The sequence below is a fragment of the Bifidobacterium aquikefiri genome, from assembly GCF_002259795.1.
In the GTDB taxonomy this organism is placed as follows: Bacteria; Actinomycetota; Actinomycetes; order Actinomycetales; family Bifidobacteriaceae; genus Bombiscardovia; species Bombiscardovia aquikefiri.
The window spans coordinates 191,387-207,414 of the sequence record NZ_MWXA01000005.1 but is presented as its reverse complement, the minus strand read 5'-3'; the positions used below and the strand labels follow the sequence as shown (position 1 = coordinate 207,414).

The following is a 16,028-nucleotide window of genomic DNA, read 5'->3' as shown; positions in this document are numbered from 1 at the left end:
TGCTGCAGGGGATGATGCAGGTAGCGAATCTCACGATGTTGGCGACACTGTTGGGCACGATTCTGGCGACTCGTCACGTGTAATCGGAGTGCTCGCTCTGCAGGGTGCGTTCATCGAGCATGAAAAAATGTTGGGCAAGTTGGGCATTCGTACAGTTGAAATTCAACAGCGGGGAGATCTCGAACAGCACTTCACTGGCTTGGTTCTGCCAGGCGGTGAATCAACCGTGCAGGGAAAACTGCTGCGTGACCTGAACATGTTGGAACCATTGCGTCAGCTTGTCGCCGGTGGACTGCCGACATTCGGCACCTGCGCCGGACTTCTGCTGCTAGCCAAGCATGTTGAGGATGGCGACACCCATCTTGCGCTGATGGACATTACAGCGAAGCGCAATGCCTACGGTCGTCAGCTCGGCTCCTTCTTCACTCATGCCGAGATGACTGGCATCGGAACCATTCCGATGACCTTCATACGTGCGCCCTACATCGAAAGTGTGGGGAAGAACGTGCAGATCCTCTCCGAGGTCAACGGGCACATTGTGGCGGCACAGCAAGGCAACATGCTGGTCACTTCGTTCCATCCCGAACTGAACGACGATCTTTCGGTACATCGTTATTTCGTGAACATGACTGAGAGCGGTCATTCACTCGATCAAGCGGCCGACATCCTCTGAGGTGGCTTTCATCGCGTCTGTGCGGTCATTTCCGACCAGCTCGACGTTGGAAGGTTCTGTGCTTACATGTTCGGTTCCAAGCTGCCCAGGAGGCAGCTGCAGGCGTTTTTTGCGTTGCCAAGATGGAAGAATTACCATGCCCTGGCGCTTGATTGCAAGGAGAATCAGCATCGACAGCGTTCCCAGCAGCACGACAGGGATGATGCTGGCTTCAATGCCAAAGGATCCGCCAGTGAATATCTCAGGTCCCGACCACTGTGGAATGAACCAGGATCGTTGCTCGCCGCTGCCGGATACTATCGATCCGAATACGGGACCTTCAAGGACGTTCCAAGCCATGTGCAGACCAATGCACCACCACAGGGAACGAGTGATCATGTAGATGGCTCCAAAGAGAAGGCCAGCCTCGATCGCTATGGCTATGCCTCCCCAAAGACTGCCATCTTGGTTGACCCAGTGCGCCAGTCCGAAGAGCAATGCCGAAATGCCGAGCGCATACCATGAACCAAGCCATTCCTCCAGAAGACGCAGGACCATTCCGCGCATGATGAGCTCTTCGGCAATGCCTGCGCCCAATCCCAGAGTGAGCATGTCCAGCAAAGGATTGTATGCAGCATCGAATGCCATGATCCTATAGAATCCGCACGCTGCAAGGATTGCCATGGTAAGACCAGTGCACAATGCGGCAACGGCCATGCCTTTGAACAGGTCAGCGACCCTGCGGGGGTCAAGTTCAGATGGAATCCATCTGCGTTCCATGAGAGCTGCCTCCAACGCGTATGCGATGACGGCGCCGAACAGTTGGGCCGTGAAACCGATGAGCATGCGATGCTCAGTGGAAACGACAATGTCCAATGCTGAGCAGATGGCAGACAATCCTAGGGCTGTTCCAACTGTTATCGCGATGAGAATGCCAAAAAACGCAAGAAGGCGCATAAAGGGGCGTAAACGCACTGGAACTTTCCCTGGATTGTCGAATCGAGGATGATCATCGCTCAGAAGATCACTGTGTCGAATGACTGAACTGGGACGAAACACTCGAATGATGAGGCTGAACGGCATGCATGCTCCAGATGTAGGAAATTTCTGAGTTAGCGAAGAAAAGAGAGTCGGCGGATTCGGTTCTAGTTCGATTCGAAATAATACACCATGTACAAGATTGTATGGTTGTGCTTCGTGTACGGCTTCCCCTCGAATGAGCCTCACGATCGTAGGACGCCCCTGCGTGAATGTGGTTCCTGTCGAGCCGTCTGGGAAACACGCGAGGTCGATGGATGGCATGTCTGCATGATGGTGCATGGGCAGATTCATGTTATCGGCTGAAAATGATGAGGATGGGGGTGAGTGCAGGAATAATGAAGGAAAGCACAGTCGGTTGTGGCATCGGTTGTGAACGGGGCACAGCAACGGCGACTTGTGGTGCAGAACGCTGGACGAGCAGTAAGGAGCAAACATGAATGTCTATGATTTCACAGTGAAGGATCCGAAGGGCAATGATGTAAGTCTCGACGATTACAAGGGCAAGGTATTGCTCATTGTGAACACGGCGACACAATGCGGGTTTACCCCACAGTATGAAGGACTCGAGAAGTTGTATCACGAGTACAAGGAGAAGGGCTTGGAGATCCTTGATTTTCCGTGTAATCAGTTCAATGGTCAGGCACCTGGAACAGATGAAGAGATAGGATCCTTTTGCCGTGTGAAATACGGCACCGAGTTCCCACGCTTTGCAAAGATTGACGTCAATGGTGACCATGCAGATCCACTCTATGAGTGGCTCAAGGAACAGAAGTCTGGCATTGGGATGAAAAGCATCAAATGGAATTTCACGAAATTCTTGATTGATAAGCATGGCAATGTGGTGAATCGTTACGCTCCGACAACCACTCCTGAGAGCATCGAAAAGGACATAGTCGCTCAACTCTAGACTAATATTTATTTATTAACTTTGTTCACATAGCGGTCATCCACCTCCCTTGGTCTGAGAAACAGCGTACGTTTCCGGTTTTAAGAAGGGAAGGTGGATAATACAATGGCAAAAGTCCAGCAATTTAGCTCATGGCTGACAAAGTGGTTCACACTTGTAGTCGTGCTTTGGGCGATACTCAACTTCTTCGAGCCGCAGACCAGTCTGTGGGCGAAGAGCTACGTTAATTATTTTCTCAGCATCATTCTTTTTGGAATGGGAATGACGCTGAGTATTGAGGATTTCAAGCGAATTATCCGCATGCCACTGATGGTGATTGTCGGCACGGTTGCACACTATTTGATCATGCCACTGCTGGCGGTCCTTCTGTGCTGGATATTCCGCTTGAACGGAATGCTTGCAGTAGGTGTGATCCTTGTGGGCTGCTGCCCATCGGGGACATCCTCAAACGTGATGTCGTTCCTTTCCAAGGGAGATGTCGCCTTGGACGTTTCCATTGGTCTGCTCTCGACTTTGTGTGCACCGTTCATGGTTCCGTTGCTTATGAGTGCATTGGCCAGCTCATATGTTCAGATTCCAGTCGAGAAGCTGTTCCTCACCTCGGTGCAGGTCGTGCTGATTCCTGTCGCACTGGGCGTCATCGTCCATACGATCTTCGGCAAGCACGTTCAGAAAGTGACGGTTGCGTTGCCAGCCGTCTCACAGGTGGCAATTCTGATCATCATTGGCGTTGTCGTCGCGGCCAACAATGCGAAGCTCTTCAGCGCTGAGACGGCACTGCTGCTTCCCGTCGTGATGCTGCATAACCTGAGTGGTTATACGCTTGGATTCCTGTTCAGCAAGCTGATGTACAAGATTTATCCAAAAGGTTTCCGTTATGCGCAACAGAAGGCAATTACCTTCGAAGTTGGCATGCAGGATTCCGCATTGGGTGCGACCCTTGCCCTTCAGGCATTCGCCACCAATCCAATCGTTGCAATTCCCTCTACGTTCTTCAGTGTATGGCACAACATCTCAGGATCGGTGCTATCGACATGGTGGGTTCGTCATGATGCAAAACATGGCATCGAGGCAGACTCAGATACTGGGACAATTCATCGGGGAACCAAGCAGGTAAAGTTGGGAGCGGTACAGGCTTAGCCTGAAAATCATCGAAATTGCGCATTGTGCGGCATTGCATTGAGTATAGGATTCTGATATTCGTTGGATTGGAATCCATACGGTGCAAACAATTCGATCTGATACTTTCAGATTGCTGCACAATGCGTAATTTCATGAGTGACGTAATTTCAGGGCTATTGGCACAGAGGTGTGTGGGAAATCGTTTCCTAGTTCTTGTGGGAGTGGGTGTTGCTCCTGTTTTATAATTTTTACGCTGGTATAACGGCACGGCATGAAAGTGTGTGAAACATGCCGTGAGACGTTCTCCCAACTGGGGTTTGGGCTGGTTGATAATCCTGAGTGACTTGGGAAGATATGAAAGCAACCCCATACCCGCATTGCGGCACCATCATGTATCGCAACGGGACCAGGAGAGCAGGAACAATCCAATGTCGATGCCCGCCATCCCAACCATCCCAACCATCCCAACCATCCCCGCGTCCCTCGTCACCCCGACCGAATCCACTTCCCTTGTCATCTCGAGCGAGCGCAGCGAGTCGAGAGATCTCACCCTTGCAAGCATCGACAGCCAAGATCCCTCGACTCGCTGCGCTCGCTCGGGATGACGGCCCTTGGGCTATCAGCAGGTCGGCTATCTGATCGACTCGCTCCGCTCGCTCGGAATGACGGGAGCGGAGCATGGCATCGACTGGAACGAATTACACGCCAGCACGCCAGCGAAGGCATAAACCCATACTTCTGAGCCTATAACCCCAATTTCATGAGTTGATTGGCTGCACTCGTACTGTCTGCAGAAACGGTAAAAGAGTATCAGATCGTGCCTCGATAGCCGGATATGCCATCGTGTAATGGGCGTATACATGTTTTACCATGCGAGGACAGGTGTGAAGTGCATGATGCATGGTGCTCCATGATGAAATCAGTGGATGAATTGCGGCAATACCGGTCCAAAGGTCTGAATCATCAATGAAATGAGCCAGAGGCATGCAATGACGATGTATGGCCATCGATGATTGATTGAAATCGCAACGAATTCACGTATAAAGGCAGTGGGCCAGTAGTAGCCTTTGGTATGGCTGCCAACTCCATCGGCTTTGAGATGCAGACGATGTGCATATTCAGCTGCGCGAAATACATGGTAATCGCTCGTGACCAAGGCGCAACGATAGTTGTTGTTGTCTGAGAGTTCGGTGATCAGGGATCTGGAAAAGACGAGATTTTCCATTGTTGTGGTTGATCGATTCTCGAGCAGGATATTTTCAGCAGGCACACCGCATTCTTGTCGCATATATCGACTCATTGCCTCTGCTTCAGAGATTTGCTCGTCCGCACCCTGGCCTCCTGAAGCTATGAGCTTGCCGTATCCCTGCTGCCGTTTCCAGAGTTGCACTGCCTTGTCGATTCTTCCCCTGAGAAGGGGAGTTGGTTCCGTGCCTTGAAGACCTGCACCATGAATGATGATGTAGTCATAGCGTCTGCGTTTTGGCAGCATTCGATATATCCACGAGTAGGCGAGGAGCGCGGTGAAGGTGAAAAAGAACCATATCCCTTCGAGCACCATCAGCCCTGCAATGCTGACCAAGGTCTGTGGAGCATGAATAGCAGTGAGCACAGGGAAAGCGATAAAGAACAGAATCATTGCGAATGCGAGTAGACCTGGAAGGATCGTGGTCTTCGATAATCCCTCATGCCGTGCGACCACGATTGAATTGATGCCAAGAAATACGATTACGATGATCGGACACATCGTTATGGCAACCAGTATTGGCAGCACCATCCATTCCTGACCGAATCCCATCAGGAGATTGGTTGCGAGGCAGATAATGAAAAGACTGAGGTATATGGAATTTCGAAATTGACGCGGCTCCCTCCAAAAGGAGACAATAAAGAGTCCTCCAAAGAGCAACACAGGTATATAGAGCAGTACTATGCCAATCGTCGGATTCATAGGAGCCTTTCGCAACCAATCAGAAATCAATGCCTTCTTAGCAATGCTAGTCAATTGTCGGTCTGAAGAGTCGGTGAGTCGCACATCCAAGTCTGGCACGGGATAGGCATTCCGCCCTGACTATGCGCGAGACTTGGCTCATTCTCGGTTCTCTTTCGAAGCGTGGTACTACCATCGAACGCATGACGTTGCGAATCGGCTTTGTTTTTGATGACACACTTGATGTTTTGGACGGCGTTCAGGCACACATACTTACTCTTGGCAAGGAGTTGGCCAGACGAGGCAATGAAGTCCATTATCTTGTCGGTCAGACTGAGGATAGGCCTGTCGAGCACATTCATCCGTTGGCTCGCAATATGATGGTGGCGTTCAACGGGAATAGAATGAGAATCCCTATTATTTCAAAGTCTTCGTCAATTCTGCAGGTATTGGATGACTGCCGATTTGATGTGCTTCATGTTCAGGCACCCTACAGTCCTCTTTTTGCGGGAAGGGTCCTGACTCGTGCCGAGGATTCGATAGCCGTTGTGGCAACCTATCACATTGCGCCTGCCGGCATGCTTTCATATATCGGTGGAAAGATTCTCGGGACAATCAATGCACGTACGCATCGACGAATTGACGAGGTCATTGCTGTTTCCAAGGTTGCAGCGGATTATGCACATCTCACGGCGCATGTCGATAGTTGTGTCATACCCAACCCTGTCGATGTGAAGGATCTGAGGCAACGCAAGGCACAGGCCGGGCAGCGATCCATCGATGCGTTCCATGGCAATGGTCCACATGTGGTGTTCCTTGGTCGTTTCGTTGAGCGTAAGGGTGCCGGGGTGTTGATTGAAGCATTGCATTGGGGTGAGAGTCATCATCTTTTTCCAGAAGGTATGCATGTCACCTTTGCAGGCAAGGGACCACTGCTGGAAGAATCGAAAAAACAGGCGAGTGACCTTCGGTTGCATTGCAGTTTTATTGGGTTCATCGAGGAGCATGACAAGCCGTCATTGCTGGCAAGTGCCGATGTGGCAGTCTTCCCGTCAACGGGTGGAGAATCGTTCGGCATCGTGTTGCTGGAGGCCATAGCCTCAGGTTCGAAGGTGGTGCTTGCCGGTGACAATCCAGGCTATAGAAGTACCTTGATGAACCAGGAGAATGCGCTGTTCCCGGTTAAGGGAGAAGGCCGAGCCCAGGCACTTGCAGAGAGCATGGCCAAGGCACTTACGGATCATACATGGTCCGAACACGTGCATGACGAAGAGCAGGCTCTACTGACCTCATATGATGTTGCAACCGTAGCCGATCAGGTCGAAGAGGTTTATCATCAGGCGATCGGCATCAGAAAGCACTGAGAGCCACGAGATATGGCATGAGTGGTGGGTCGGAGAATTATTGGACCAGGTTTTTCTCATATTTGAGGGTGAGTACGCGAGTGGCAGATGCCTTGACCTGCTCGGCGAAGTCCGTATTTCTCTGTGCCCTATCAATGATCCCATCCAGGATTGTATCGATGTATCCAGGTGCGTCTGCGCAAACAAGATCGCCACCTGCCTGAATGAACCGAACTCCGAGTTCGTTCACTGCAATGTTTGACAAAGCCTGAGCTGACAGAGAGTCTGAAACGATGATGCCCTGAAAGTGCTTCTCGTCTCTAAGATGGCGCTGCATGATGATGGACGAGAATGCGGCGGGATTGTCGGGGTCGATCTTCGAATATGTCGCAAGCGACATCATGACCATAGCGGGATTTGCCGTAAGCGTCGCATCGAATGCGGAAATTTCTTGGCCATCCAGCGTAGTCGTGGAATCGGTGATTCCTGAATTGGTGAAATCAGTATTGCCAGCAACCGCTCCAAGTCCAGGGTAGTGCTTAATCGCAGTCGACACTTCAGCATCGGCCATTCCCTGAATAAAGGCGGAGGCGTGTGAGGAATTGCCGTTTGCATCGAGACCGAAATCTCGATTGAGGGCTCCAATTGCAGCATTGTTCGAACGTGGCTGAGTCTGTACGGTGTCAACAGATGGAGCAAAATCAACATTCACTCCCGCGGATTGCAGTGATGCGCCCCACGATCTCGCATTGATTCGCAAGGTTTGAGTATCCATCTGACCTTGAGTGACGGCGCTGGGCATCTGAGCGAATCCAGGGCCTTTGAGGTGCTGGACAGCGCCACCCTCCTGGTCAGTTGCGATGAGCAGCCCATCGCCATTGGACGCATAGGACTGCAGTGTTTGTGTTTCAGCATGGACCGCAGCAACGCCAGCTGTGCTGTTTCCAAAGAGAAGGACTGACCCTATATGTCTGTTCTGAATGTCATCTTGAACCGTATTGGCCGCTGTGCCAGCTTGGAGTGGAATCATTACCAATTGCGCTGCCTGATCCTGCACCGACATGGAGGAAACTCGCTTGCTGGCCTGTAACGCTGCCTTCTGCTGATCGTTAAGGTGTGGTGCCGGAACTCCTTGTTTCTTGACATCGAGATGGATGCTCGTTGATGTGCCTTGACTCGTCAGCGATGGAGTTGGTTCCCGCTGTTCGGTCGAGCAAGCACTGAAAACGATGGTGATCATCGTAGCGATGATGAATGCGATGAAGCGTCTCAGGATCGAATGTCCGAGCCGTGCTTTCAGAACAGACACAGCATAGATTTGTCCATTTTTCAGCTTTTCCATAGTGTTCCATGCTATCTGGAGGGGTTCATGTAATCTTGAGTTATGTCATTTTTTGGTAGTTTTTCGCATATGTTCGAAGATCCCTCAGACGGGCGTGGGTCCCGGCGGGGAAGCAATGATGAGGCGCATGTCGATGATATTCGTACAGATGGAGACGATAATCGTGCATCAGGCAGTGCGCGGCGGAGCAAGAAAGCCTTCCGCATAACTGCGCATCGGTCCAGTGCATTTGGCAATTCGCTTGGAGCAAAAATCCTTATCGGTCTGGTTCTTGCTGTGGTTATTGTGCTTGCAATCGTTGCATTGCTGGCGCATTTCATCACTGAGGTCATGTGGTTCACCCAGGTTGGATTTGCATCGGTGATTTGGATACAGCTCGCTATAAAGGTCGGTCTGTGGTTGGCATATGCAATCGTTATGGCTTTGATTACCTATGGTTCGGCAACCATGGCGATTCGGAACCGTCCTGCCGACCCCGATGGCTCAACCATACGAGTCAAGGGTGATGTCATCGAGCTGGGTAAATCGGTGAGTTCAACGGTGGCTCGTCGTACCGCTGTCATCATTTCGCTGATAGTCGGCCTTGTCTTTGGTTCTCGTCTGAATACGAACTGGGCACAGCTGGTGATGATGTTCCACGCACAGTCGTTTGGCACGAAGGATCCGCAGTTCGGTCTTGATGATGGCTTCTTCGTCTTCATACTTCCAGGCTTGCAGCTTTGCATGAGCGCCCTCGCCATGTTGCTCTTGGCGGGATTGGTCTTCTCTGTGATCACGCACTTCCTTATGAGTGGTATTCGTCTCACCATGCCTATTCGTGGTCACAGCATCATCAGTATGACCAAGCATGCACGTCACCAGGTTGGTGCTTGGGTCATTATCAATATGGTGGTCTGGTCGGTGCGGATTCTCCTTGGCATCTTCAATACCGTGACCGAGGAAAGCGACCGCATCACGGGCGCTGGCTATACGTCGGTTCATATCACCATTCCCGCAAATATCATCATGTCGGTGCTCACCTTGGTGCTCGGCGTGATTGTGGGTATCTGGATCATGAATGCGAAGAGTCTTCGTGAGAACGCCTCGCCGAATGTCACCATATCCTCAGTGCTGAAGGAATGGAAGGTTCCTGCAATTGCGATAGCCACCGTTGTGGTGGTGAGCATCATGCTGACCGGCGTGGCTCCGATGATCATTCAACGATTCAAGGTGAATCCCAATGAGCAAGAGACGGAATCCACGTATATCCAGAGAAATATAACGGCAACGACCGCCGCCTTTGGACTCAATAAGTTGAAGGTTGAGAATTACCAGGCAACGACAACCGGTAAGTCTGGCGCATTGGCCGAGGATGCCGAGACAACGGCGCAGATTCGTCTGCTTGATCCACAGGTGGTTTCTCCCACGTTCCGGCAGCTTCAGCAATCCAAACAGTATTACAATTTCGAGGATACGCTTGCAGTCGATAAATACGACATTGATGGCAGGAGTCAGGATACTCTGATCGGTGCGCGTGAATTGAATCTTGCGGGCAATGACAATCGAAACTGGGTCAATGATCATACGGTATATACGCATGGCTATGGCGTCGTGGCTGCCTATGGCAACAAGGTGACCGCGGACGGTCAGCCTGAGTTCTTCGAATCTGGAGTTCCAACGCAGGGAAAGCTCACCGATTCCGAGCATTATGAGCCAAGGATCTATTTCTCGCCGAATGCTCCCGACTATTCGATCGTGGGTTCGCCAAAGGGCACACAATCTTGGGAATTCGATTATCCCAAGGGTTCCGAGGGTGCAACCAACACCTTCACCGGCAATGGTGGTCCCAGTGTCGGCAACCTTTTCTCGCGTCTCATGTATGCGATTCGTTTTGGTTCTGACCAGATTCTGTTTTCAGACCGTGTTACTCCGAATTCTCAGATTCTGTACGACCGCAATCCAAAGGAACGCGTTGCCAAAGTTGCGCCTTACCTCACCCTGGACGGTCGCGTATATCCAGCAGTCGTCGACGGGCGAGTGAAGTGGATCATTGATGGATATACAACCTCTGCGAATTATCCATATTCGCAAACCGTCGATCTTGGTGCCGCAACCAAGGACTCCACAACGCAGACTTCGTCTACCGTCAAGGGACTGGGATCACAGAATGCCAACTACATCCGTAATTCCGTAAAGGCAACCGTCGATGCTTACGATGGTTCGGTGAATCTGTACGCATGGGACCCTCAAGACCCTGTGCTGAAGGCGTGGGAAAAGGTGTTTCCCGGGCAATACAAGCCAATCTCAAGCATTTCTGGCGACTTGATGAGTCACTTACGTTATCCGGAGAGTCTGTTCAAGGTGCAGCGACAGCTGCTCGCAAAATACCATGTGGATACTGCAAATCAATTCTTCTCAGGAGAAGACTTCTGGCAGACGCCGATCGACCCGGTTGAATCCAAGCTGAATCAAGAAGACAATGTGTTGCAGCCGCCGTACTATTTGACGATGAAAACGCCGGGAACCGCTAAACCATTATTCTCGTTAACGTCGACCTATATCCCTGCGGGTAGCTCCACGAGAGAAATTCTCACCGGATTCCTTTCCGTTGATTCCGATGCCGGCAGCACTGCCGGAAAAGTTGGTTCAAACTATGGAACCATCAGACTTCTTGAACTTCCGAAGGATGCGAATGTTCCAGGACCAGGGCAGGCACAGAATAACTTCAATGCGAATGCGGATGTTTCCAAGGAACTGAATCTTCTTGAATCAGGAAGCACGTCGGTCAAGCGTGGCAATCTGCTCACGCTTCCCATTGGCGGTGGTCTGGTGTATGTCGAGCCGGTGTATGTTCAATCCAGCGGCAACACCAGCTTCCCATTGCTGAAGAAAGTACTTGTCGCCTTTGGCGATCAGGTGGGCTTTGCCAATACCTTGGATGAAGCTCTGAATCAGGTGTTCGGCGGCAATTCTGGCGCATCAGCAGGTGATGCCGAGAATGCGACAGGTCAGCAGTCCGATTCCACTTCGGAAGGAACCGAGTCAAGTGGTTCGAAGAGCGGAGAATCTTCAACGAAAGATAACGCTGAGCTGAAGAAAGCTCTTGACGCGGCAAATCAGGCGATGGAAGATTCCGAAAATGCCCTGAAGAAGGGCGATTTCAATGCATATGGTCAGGCCCAGGATCAGTTGAAGCAGGCCATCAAGGACGCGGTAAACGCAGAATAAATTGAAATTTCGAGTTTTGTGGCAATTGCCAAGGACACAGTCGCGAAAACGTTGAAAATCCTTCCTGTTTAAGCCAAAATCTGGCTTTGATACTTGGCGATTGCCACAAAACTCAATTCCTCAAGCGCAATGCGTCATGCCAGTTGGTACAATCTGAGAGGTTTTGTGCGAGAAAGATTGGTTTTGAGGCATGTCGTCTGATTTTTGGTTGATTGCAGGTTTGGGAAATCCCGGTTCACGCTATGAGGGGACCCGACACAATATGGGTTTCATGTGTGCTGATATCCTGGCCGAGCGTTGGAACGTGTCACTTTCCGATCACAAGGGGCTTGCCTTGCTTGGCAAAGGCATAATGAGGCTTTCTGGTGCTCCACTCAAGTTTTTCCTGACCAAGCCGCTCACATTCATGAACGACTCAGGCAACGCCGTCGCTTCCATCTGTTCGTATTACGACATTGCACCGGAACATGTCATTGCGATACACGACGACATGGATTTGGAATTCGGACGCATCAAGGTCAAGGCTGGCGGTTCAGCCGGTGGGCACAATGGAATCAAATCCATTGACCGTTCACTCGGGACGAATGCATATTCTCGAGTGAGGCTTGGCGTTGGGCATGCAGCGCGTCAAGGAGACGCACACGCCAAGACCGTGAATTGGGTTCTTGGTGGCTTTAGCTCCAGTCAGAAATCACAGTTGTGTGACTTTCTCAGCGATGGCGCCGACGCAGTGGAAACAATCATGAACGAAGGTCTTGGACAGGCTCAGGAGAAATTCAATGGTCGATAAAGTGACACAGCAGGCACTTTCGCATACCACCGGTTTCAGAACAGGGCGCACTGCCTTGCCAAGTGCCCGCATTGAGGGATCGTTGTCTTATCTACTCGAGGACTTGCAGCGCGATTCCATCTTCCAGGAAGTGGTGACTGGTGAGACCGATATTTCGGAATCGAAGACAAATCCATCAACTACCCTGGGCATTCCCGAAGGGCTGAGACCCGCTCTCATTGCTGCAACTGCGGCGAGAAAGACCGTTATCGTCATAACTGCTTCCGGCCGAGATGCCGAGGAAATGGCAGGAGCAATCCGGTCTTGGTATCCAGGAGATCCACAGGAGATTGCACTGTTGGATGCATGGGAAACCTTGCCGCATGAGCGACTTTCACCGCGCGCCGACACAGTTGCAAGCAGAATGGCCGTCTTCCGCCGCTTGAAGCATCCAGTGGCGAATAGCAGCATGTTTGGCCCTATCCGCATCCTTATCATGCCAGTCCGGTCACTGATTCAGCCAGTCGTTGCTGGTCTTGGTGACGTGGAACCGTTGGTCTTTGAGACCGGCAGGGAGATCGCTCTGGATGAAGCGGCACGATTGCTGGTCAGAAATTCATACTCTCGCGTCGATTTGGTCATGGATCGAGGGGAATTTGCAGTTCGTGGCGGAATCCTGGATGTATTTCCACCCACTGCAGCGCATCCCGTACGTATCGAATTCTTTGGTGATGAAGTCGATGGCATTCATGAATTCAACGCCTCGGATCAACGCACCTATGGAGATTCGATTCCGAGCATCTGGGCAACTGCATGTCGGGAATTGCAGCTTACTCCAAAAGTGTGTAAGCGTGCCGCATCCCTCATTGGTCAGATTCCCAATGCAGAGGATATGCTCGAATCAATCTCCAAGGCCATACCGGTCGAAGGTATGGAATCACTGTTGCCAGCATTGGTTGATCATCTTGAGCAGGTGCCGAACCTGTTGCCAGATGACGCCATTGTCATGTTGGATGACCCGGAGCGTTTGCGCAGATCTTCGGATGATCTGGCAAAGACCGCCAATGAATTCCTGGCTGCAAGCTGGCACGTTGCCGCATCAGGTCATGGTTCGGGCGCTCCGATAGCCTTTGATGAGGCGAGTTTTCTCGATTTTGACGAAACCTTGTCCGCCATGGAGTTTGGTCACAAAGAAGTCATTCGACTCACCGGTTTCGGAGTGGATTCACATGTTCATGGTCATTATCAGCTCGATGCCCAGAACCCAGAGAGTTTCAGGGGAGAGGAGGACAAGGCAAGTTCGGGAATCAGCGGACTGATAAGGCAGGGTTTCACCGTTATCCTTACTGCAGCGGCGCAGGGAACGTTGTCGCGCCTCAAGCGCGCCATCAATGAAACAGGCATCACAACGTTTACTCCGATTCGTTCGCTTACTCCGAATGGCTTTGTCGACTCTGCGGCAAGGCTGGCAGTCCTTACCGAGCGCGATCTGACCGGGAGAACAAGTGCATCGGGCCAGTTGAAGACACCGAAACGTCGTCGCAAAAGCATCGATCTCATGGAGCTTAAACCCGGGGATTTCGTTGTGCATGAACAACATGGAGTCGGTTGTTTCATCGGTATGAAGCAACGTAGCGTTGGCAAGGGTGCTCAGCGTGCACAGCGAGAATACCTGGTCATCGAATATGCGCCGAGCAAGCGCAATGCTCCATCCGACAAGCTGTATGTACCAACTGACCAACTCGATCAGATCAGCAAATACATTGGTGCCGAAGCTCCAAAGCTCAACAAGCTCGGTGGAGGAGATTGGGCGGCGACCAAGGCCAAGGCTCGTAAGCATGTGCGCGAGATTGCCGCTGACCTGGTCAAGCTCTATTCGGCACGTCAGCGTACCAAAGGCTTCGCTTTCAGTCCTGACACACCATGGCAGAAGGAACTGGAAGACGCCTTCCCATTTCAGGAGACTCCGGATCAGCTCACCACCATTGACGAGGTAAAGCACGATATGGAACAGCCCATGCCCATGGACCGTCTGATCTGCGGAGATGTGGGCTTCGGCAAGACAGAGATAGCGGTCCGTGCAGCATTCAAGGCGGTGCAGGACTCCAAGCAGGTTGTCGTGCTTGTGCCAACAACACTTCTCGTGCAGCAGCATCAGGAGACGTTCAATGAGCGGTTCGAGGGGTTCCCCATTAATGTAGCGGCCATGAGCCGGTTCCAAACGCCTAAGGAGATCAAAGCCGCTACCCAAGGTCTTGCCGATGGAACCGTGGATGTGGTAATCGGTACGCATAAATTGCTGAACCCCAAGATAAAATTCAAGGATCTGGGTCTTGTCATCATTGATGAGGAGCAGCGCTTCGGGGTTGAACACAAGGAAACGCTCAAGGCATTGCGAACCAATGTGGATATATTGAGCCTTTCTGCCACGCCAATTCCGAGAACCTTGGAAATGGCAGTAACAGGCATCCGTGAAATGTCGACTCTGGATACACCTCCTGAGGATCGTCTGCCTGTTCTGACCTATGTTGGTGCGAGTGAAGATTCGCAGCTTACGGCAGCGATAAAACGGGAGTTGTTGCGTGGAGGTCAGGTTTTCTACGTGCACAATCGTGTCGAGGATATCGACAGCGTGGCATCTCATATCGCGCAACTGGTTCCGGAGGCGAATATAGGCATCGCCAACGGCAAGATGGGTGAACGTCAACTTGACCACGTCATCCGAGATTTCTGGCATAGAGACATTGATGTACTGGTTTGCACGACAATCATCGAAACGGGGTTGGATATTTCGAATGCGAATACCCTGATTGTCGATCATGCCGACCGTTTTGGCTTGAGCCAGCTGCATCAGCTCAGAGGCCGTGTGGGACGAGGCAGGGAACGTGCCTATGCCTACTTCCTCTATGATCCGAGCAAACCCATGACCCAGACAGCTCATGATCGACTTGCAACGATTGCTCAGAACACTGCATTGGGTTCCGGCTACGAGGTCGCCATGAAGGATCTCGAGCTGCGCGGAACAGGCAATCTTCTCGGAGATGAACAGTCAGGTCATATTGAAGGAGTTGGATTCGACCTCTACGTGCGTATGGTGTCTGAGGCTGTGGAGCACTACAAGGAGCCTGATGCGCAGGAAGAGCAGGCAGTGTCCATCGATCTGCCTATCGAAGCATCAATTCCTGTGGAGTATATCGATTCGGACAAACTGCGCTTGGAAGCATATCGAAAGCTTGCAGCAGCAAAGAACGAGGTGGACCTCGAAGATCTCAGAGAGGAACTCACTGACCGCTATGGAACGCCTCCGCAGGATTTTGAAGCCTTATTCGACGTGGCAAGGCTTCGTTTCAAGGCACAGAAGCTTGGCATTACAGAGATTGGCGGCCAAGGGAAAAATGTTCGCATTGCAAGGATCGATCCCCAGGAATCGGTGCTCATGCGCATTCAGCGAATCTATCGAGGCTCTCAGTATCGGCCAGTCACCCATACCTTGCTCGTTCCCGCTCCATTTGCCGGTTCGCTTGGTCAGCAAGCCATGGATTCTGAGCAGATCATGGTCTGGACAGCTCAGCTCATTGATGACCTGGCGTGGCATCCTCACCAGCATTGAGCGCTGAGGACGTTTGTTTCCCGGGGACGCATGCCGGAAAGAAGAGTCGCGTCGCCATAAAATGTGAGCGCTAACATTAATTTATATGCAACACGCGTTGCTCGTCCA

The 16,028-nt window shown here is 51.5% G+C and carries 11 protein-coding genes; 8 read left to right on the top strand and 3 right to left on the bottom strand.

Annotation, left to right across the window (positions count from 1 at the left end):
• Positions 1–82 precede the first annotated feature (82 nt).
• The gene (pdxT, locus tag BAQU_RS04770; protein WP_275542236.1) at positions 83–673 is read left to right on the top strand and encodes a pyridoxal 5'-phosphate synthase glutaminase subunit PdxT; all 591 of its coding nucleotides are present in this window, start codon (positions 83–85) and stop codon (positions 671–673) included.
• Here the strand turns inward: pdxT and BAQU_RS04765 are convergent.
• A complete protein-coding gene (locus BAQU_RS04765; protein ID WP_158215643.1) occupies positions 644–1,735 on the bottom strand; it encodes a CPBP family intramembrane glutamic endopeptidase in 1,092 nt (363 codons plus the stop codon). The genes pdxT and BAQU_RS04765 overlap by 30 nt on opposite strands.
• A 391-nt stretch (positions 1,736–2,126) precedes the next feature.
• Between BAQU_RS04765 and BAQU_RS04760 the strand changes: the two genes are divergently transcribed.
• The 3 genes from BAQU_RS04760 to BAQU_RS10430 all read left to right on the top strand — a co-directional run bounded on the left by BAQU_RS04760 (position 2,127) and on the right by BAQU_RS10430 (position 4,327).
• On the top strand, positions 2,127–2,600 hold the full coding sequence (locus tag BAQU_RS04760; protein WP_094693225.1) for a glutathione peroxidase: 474 nt from the start codon (positions 2,127–2,129) through the stop codon (positions 2,598–2,600).
• Positions 2,601–2,705: 105 nt separating this feature from the next.
• A complete protein-coding gene (locus tag BAQU_RS04755; RefSeq protein ID WP_094693223.1) occupies positions 2,706–3,740 on the top strand; it encodes a bile acid:sodium symporter family protein in 1,035 nt (344 codons plus the stop codon).
• A gap of 416 nt (positions 3,741–4,156) precedes the next feature.
• Positions 4,157–4,327: a hypothetical protein gene (locus BAQU_RS10430; protein WP_158215642.1), complete on the top strand. Its 171-nt coding sequence runs from the start codon at positions 4,157–4,159 to the stop codon at positions 4,325–4,327.
• 314 nt (positions 4,328–4,641) lie between these two features.
• Here BAQU_RS10430 and BAQU_RS04750 read toward each other — a convergent pair whose 3' ends face one another.
• A complete protein-coding gene (locus BAQU_RS04750) occupies positions 4,642–5,724 on the bottom strand; it encodes a YdcF family protein (protein ID WP_244568433.1) in 1,083 nt (360 codons plus the stop codon).
• Positions 5,725–5,852: 128 nt separating this feature from the next.
• Here BAQU_RS04750 and BAQU_RS04745 point away from each other — a divergent pair, with 128 nt between their 5' ends.
• The gene (locus BAQU_RS04745) at positions 5,853–7,013 is read left to right on the top strand and encodes a glycosyltransferase family 4 protein (RefSeq protein WP_094693942.1); all 1,161 of its coding nucleotides are present in this window, start codon (positions 5,853–5,855) and stop codon (positions 7,011–7,013) included.
• A 37-nt stretch (positions 7,014–7,050) separates the two neighbouring features.
• Here the strand turns inward: BAQU_RS04745 and BAQU_RS04740 are convergent, their stop codons facing one another.
• Positions 7,051–8,334 carry a glycoside hydrolase family 3 N-terminal domain-containing protein gene (locus tag BAQU_RS04740; protein ID WP_244568432.1) on the bottom strand — a complete coding sequence of 428 codons (1,284 nt, stop codon included), beginning with the start codon at positions 8,332–8,334 and terminating at the stop codon, positions 7,051–7,053.
• A gap of 42 nt (positions 8,335–8,376) precedes the next feature.
• Between BAQU_RS04740 and BAQU_RS04735 the strand changes: the two genes are divergently transcribed.
• The 3 genes from BAQU_RS04735 to mfd all read left to right on the top strand — a co-directional run bounded on the left by BAQU_RS04735 (position 8,377) and on the right by mfd (position 15,920).
• Positions 8,377–11,541: a UPF0182 family membrane protein gene (locus BAQU_RS04735; protein ID WP_094693221.1), complete on the top strand. Its 3,165-nt coding sequence runs from the start codon at positions 8,377–8,379 to the stop codon at positions 11,539–11,541.
• Positions 11,542–11,731: 190 nt separating this feature from the next.
• Complete coding sequence (pth, locus tag BAQU_RS04730; protein ID WP_094693219.1) at positions 11,732–12,331, top strand: aminoacyl-tRNA hydrolase; 600 nt, start codon at positions 11,732–11,734, stop codon at positions 12,329–12,331.
• Between the two features lie 70 nt (positions 12,332–12,401).
• Positions 12,402–15,920, top strand: a complete 3,519-nt coding sequence (gene mfd / locus BAQU_RS04725; protein ID WP_415447702.1) for a transcription-repair coupling factor — start codon at positions 12,402–12,404, stop codon at positions 15,918–15,920.
• Positions 15,921–16,028 lie beyond the last annotated feature (108 nt).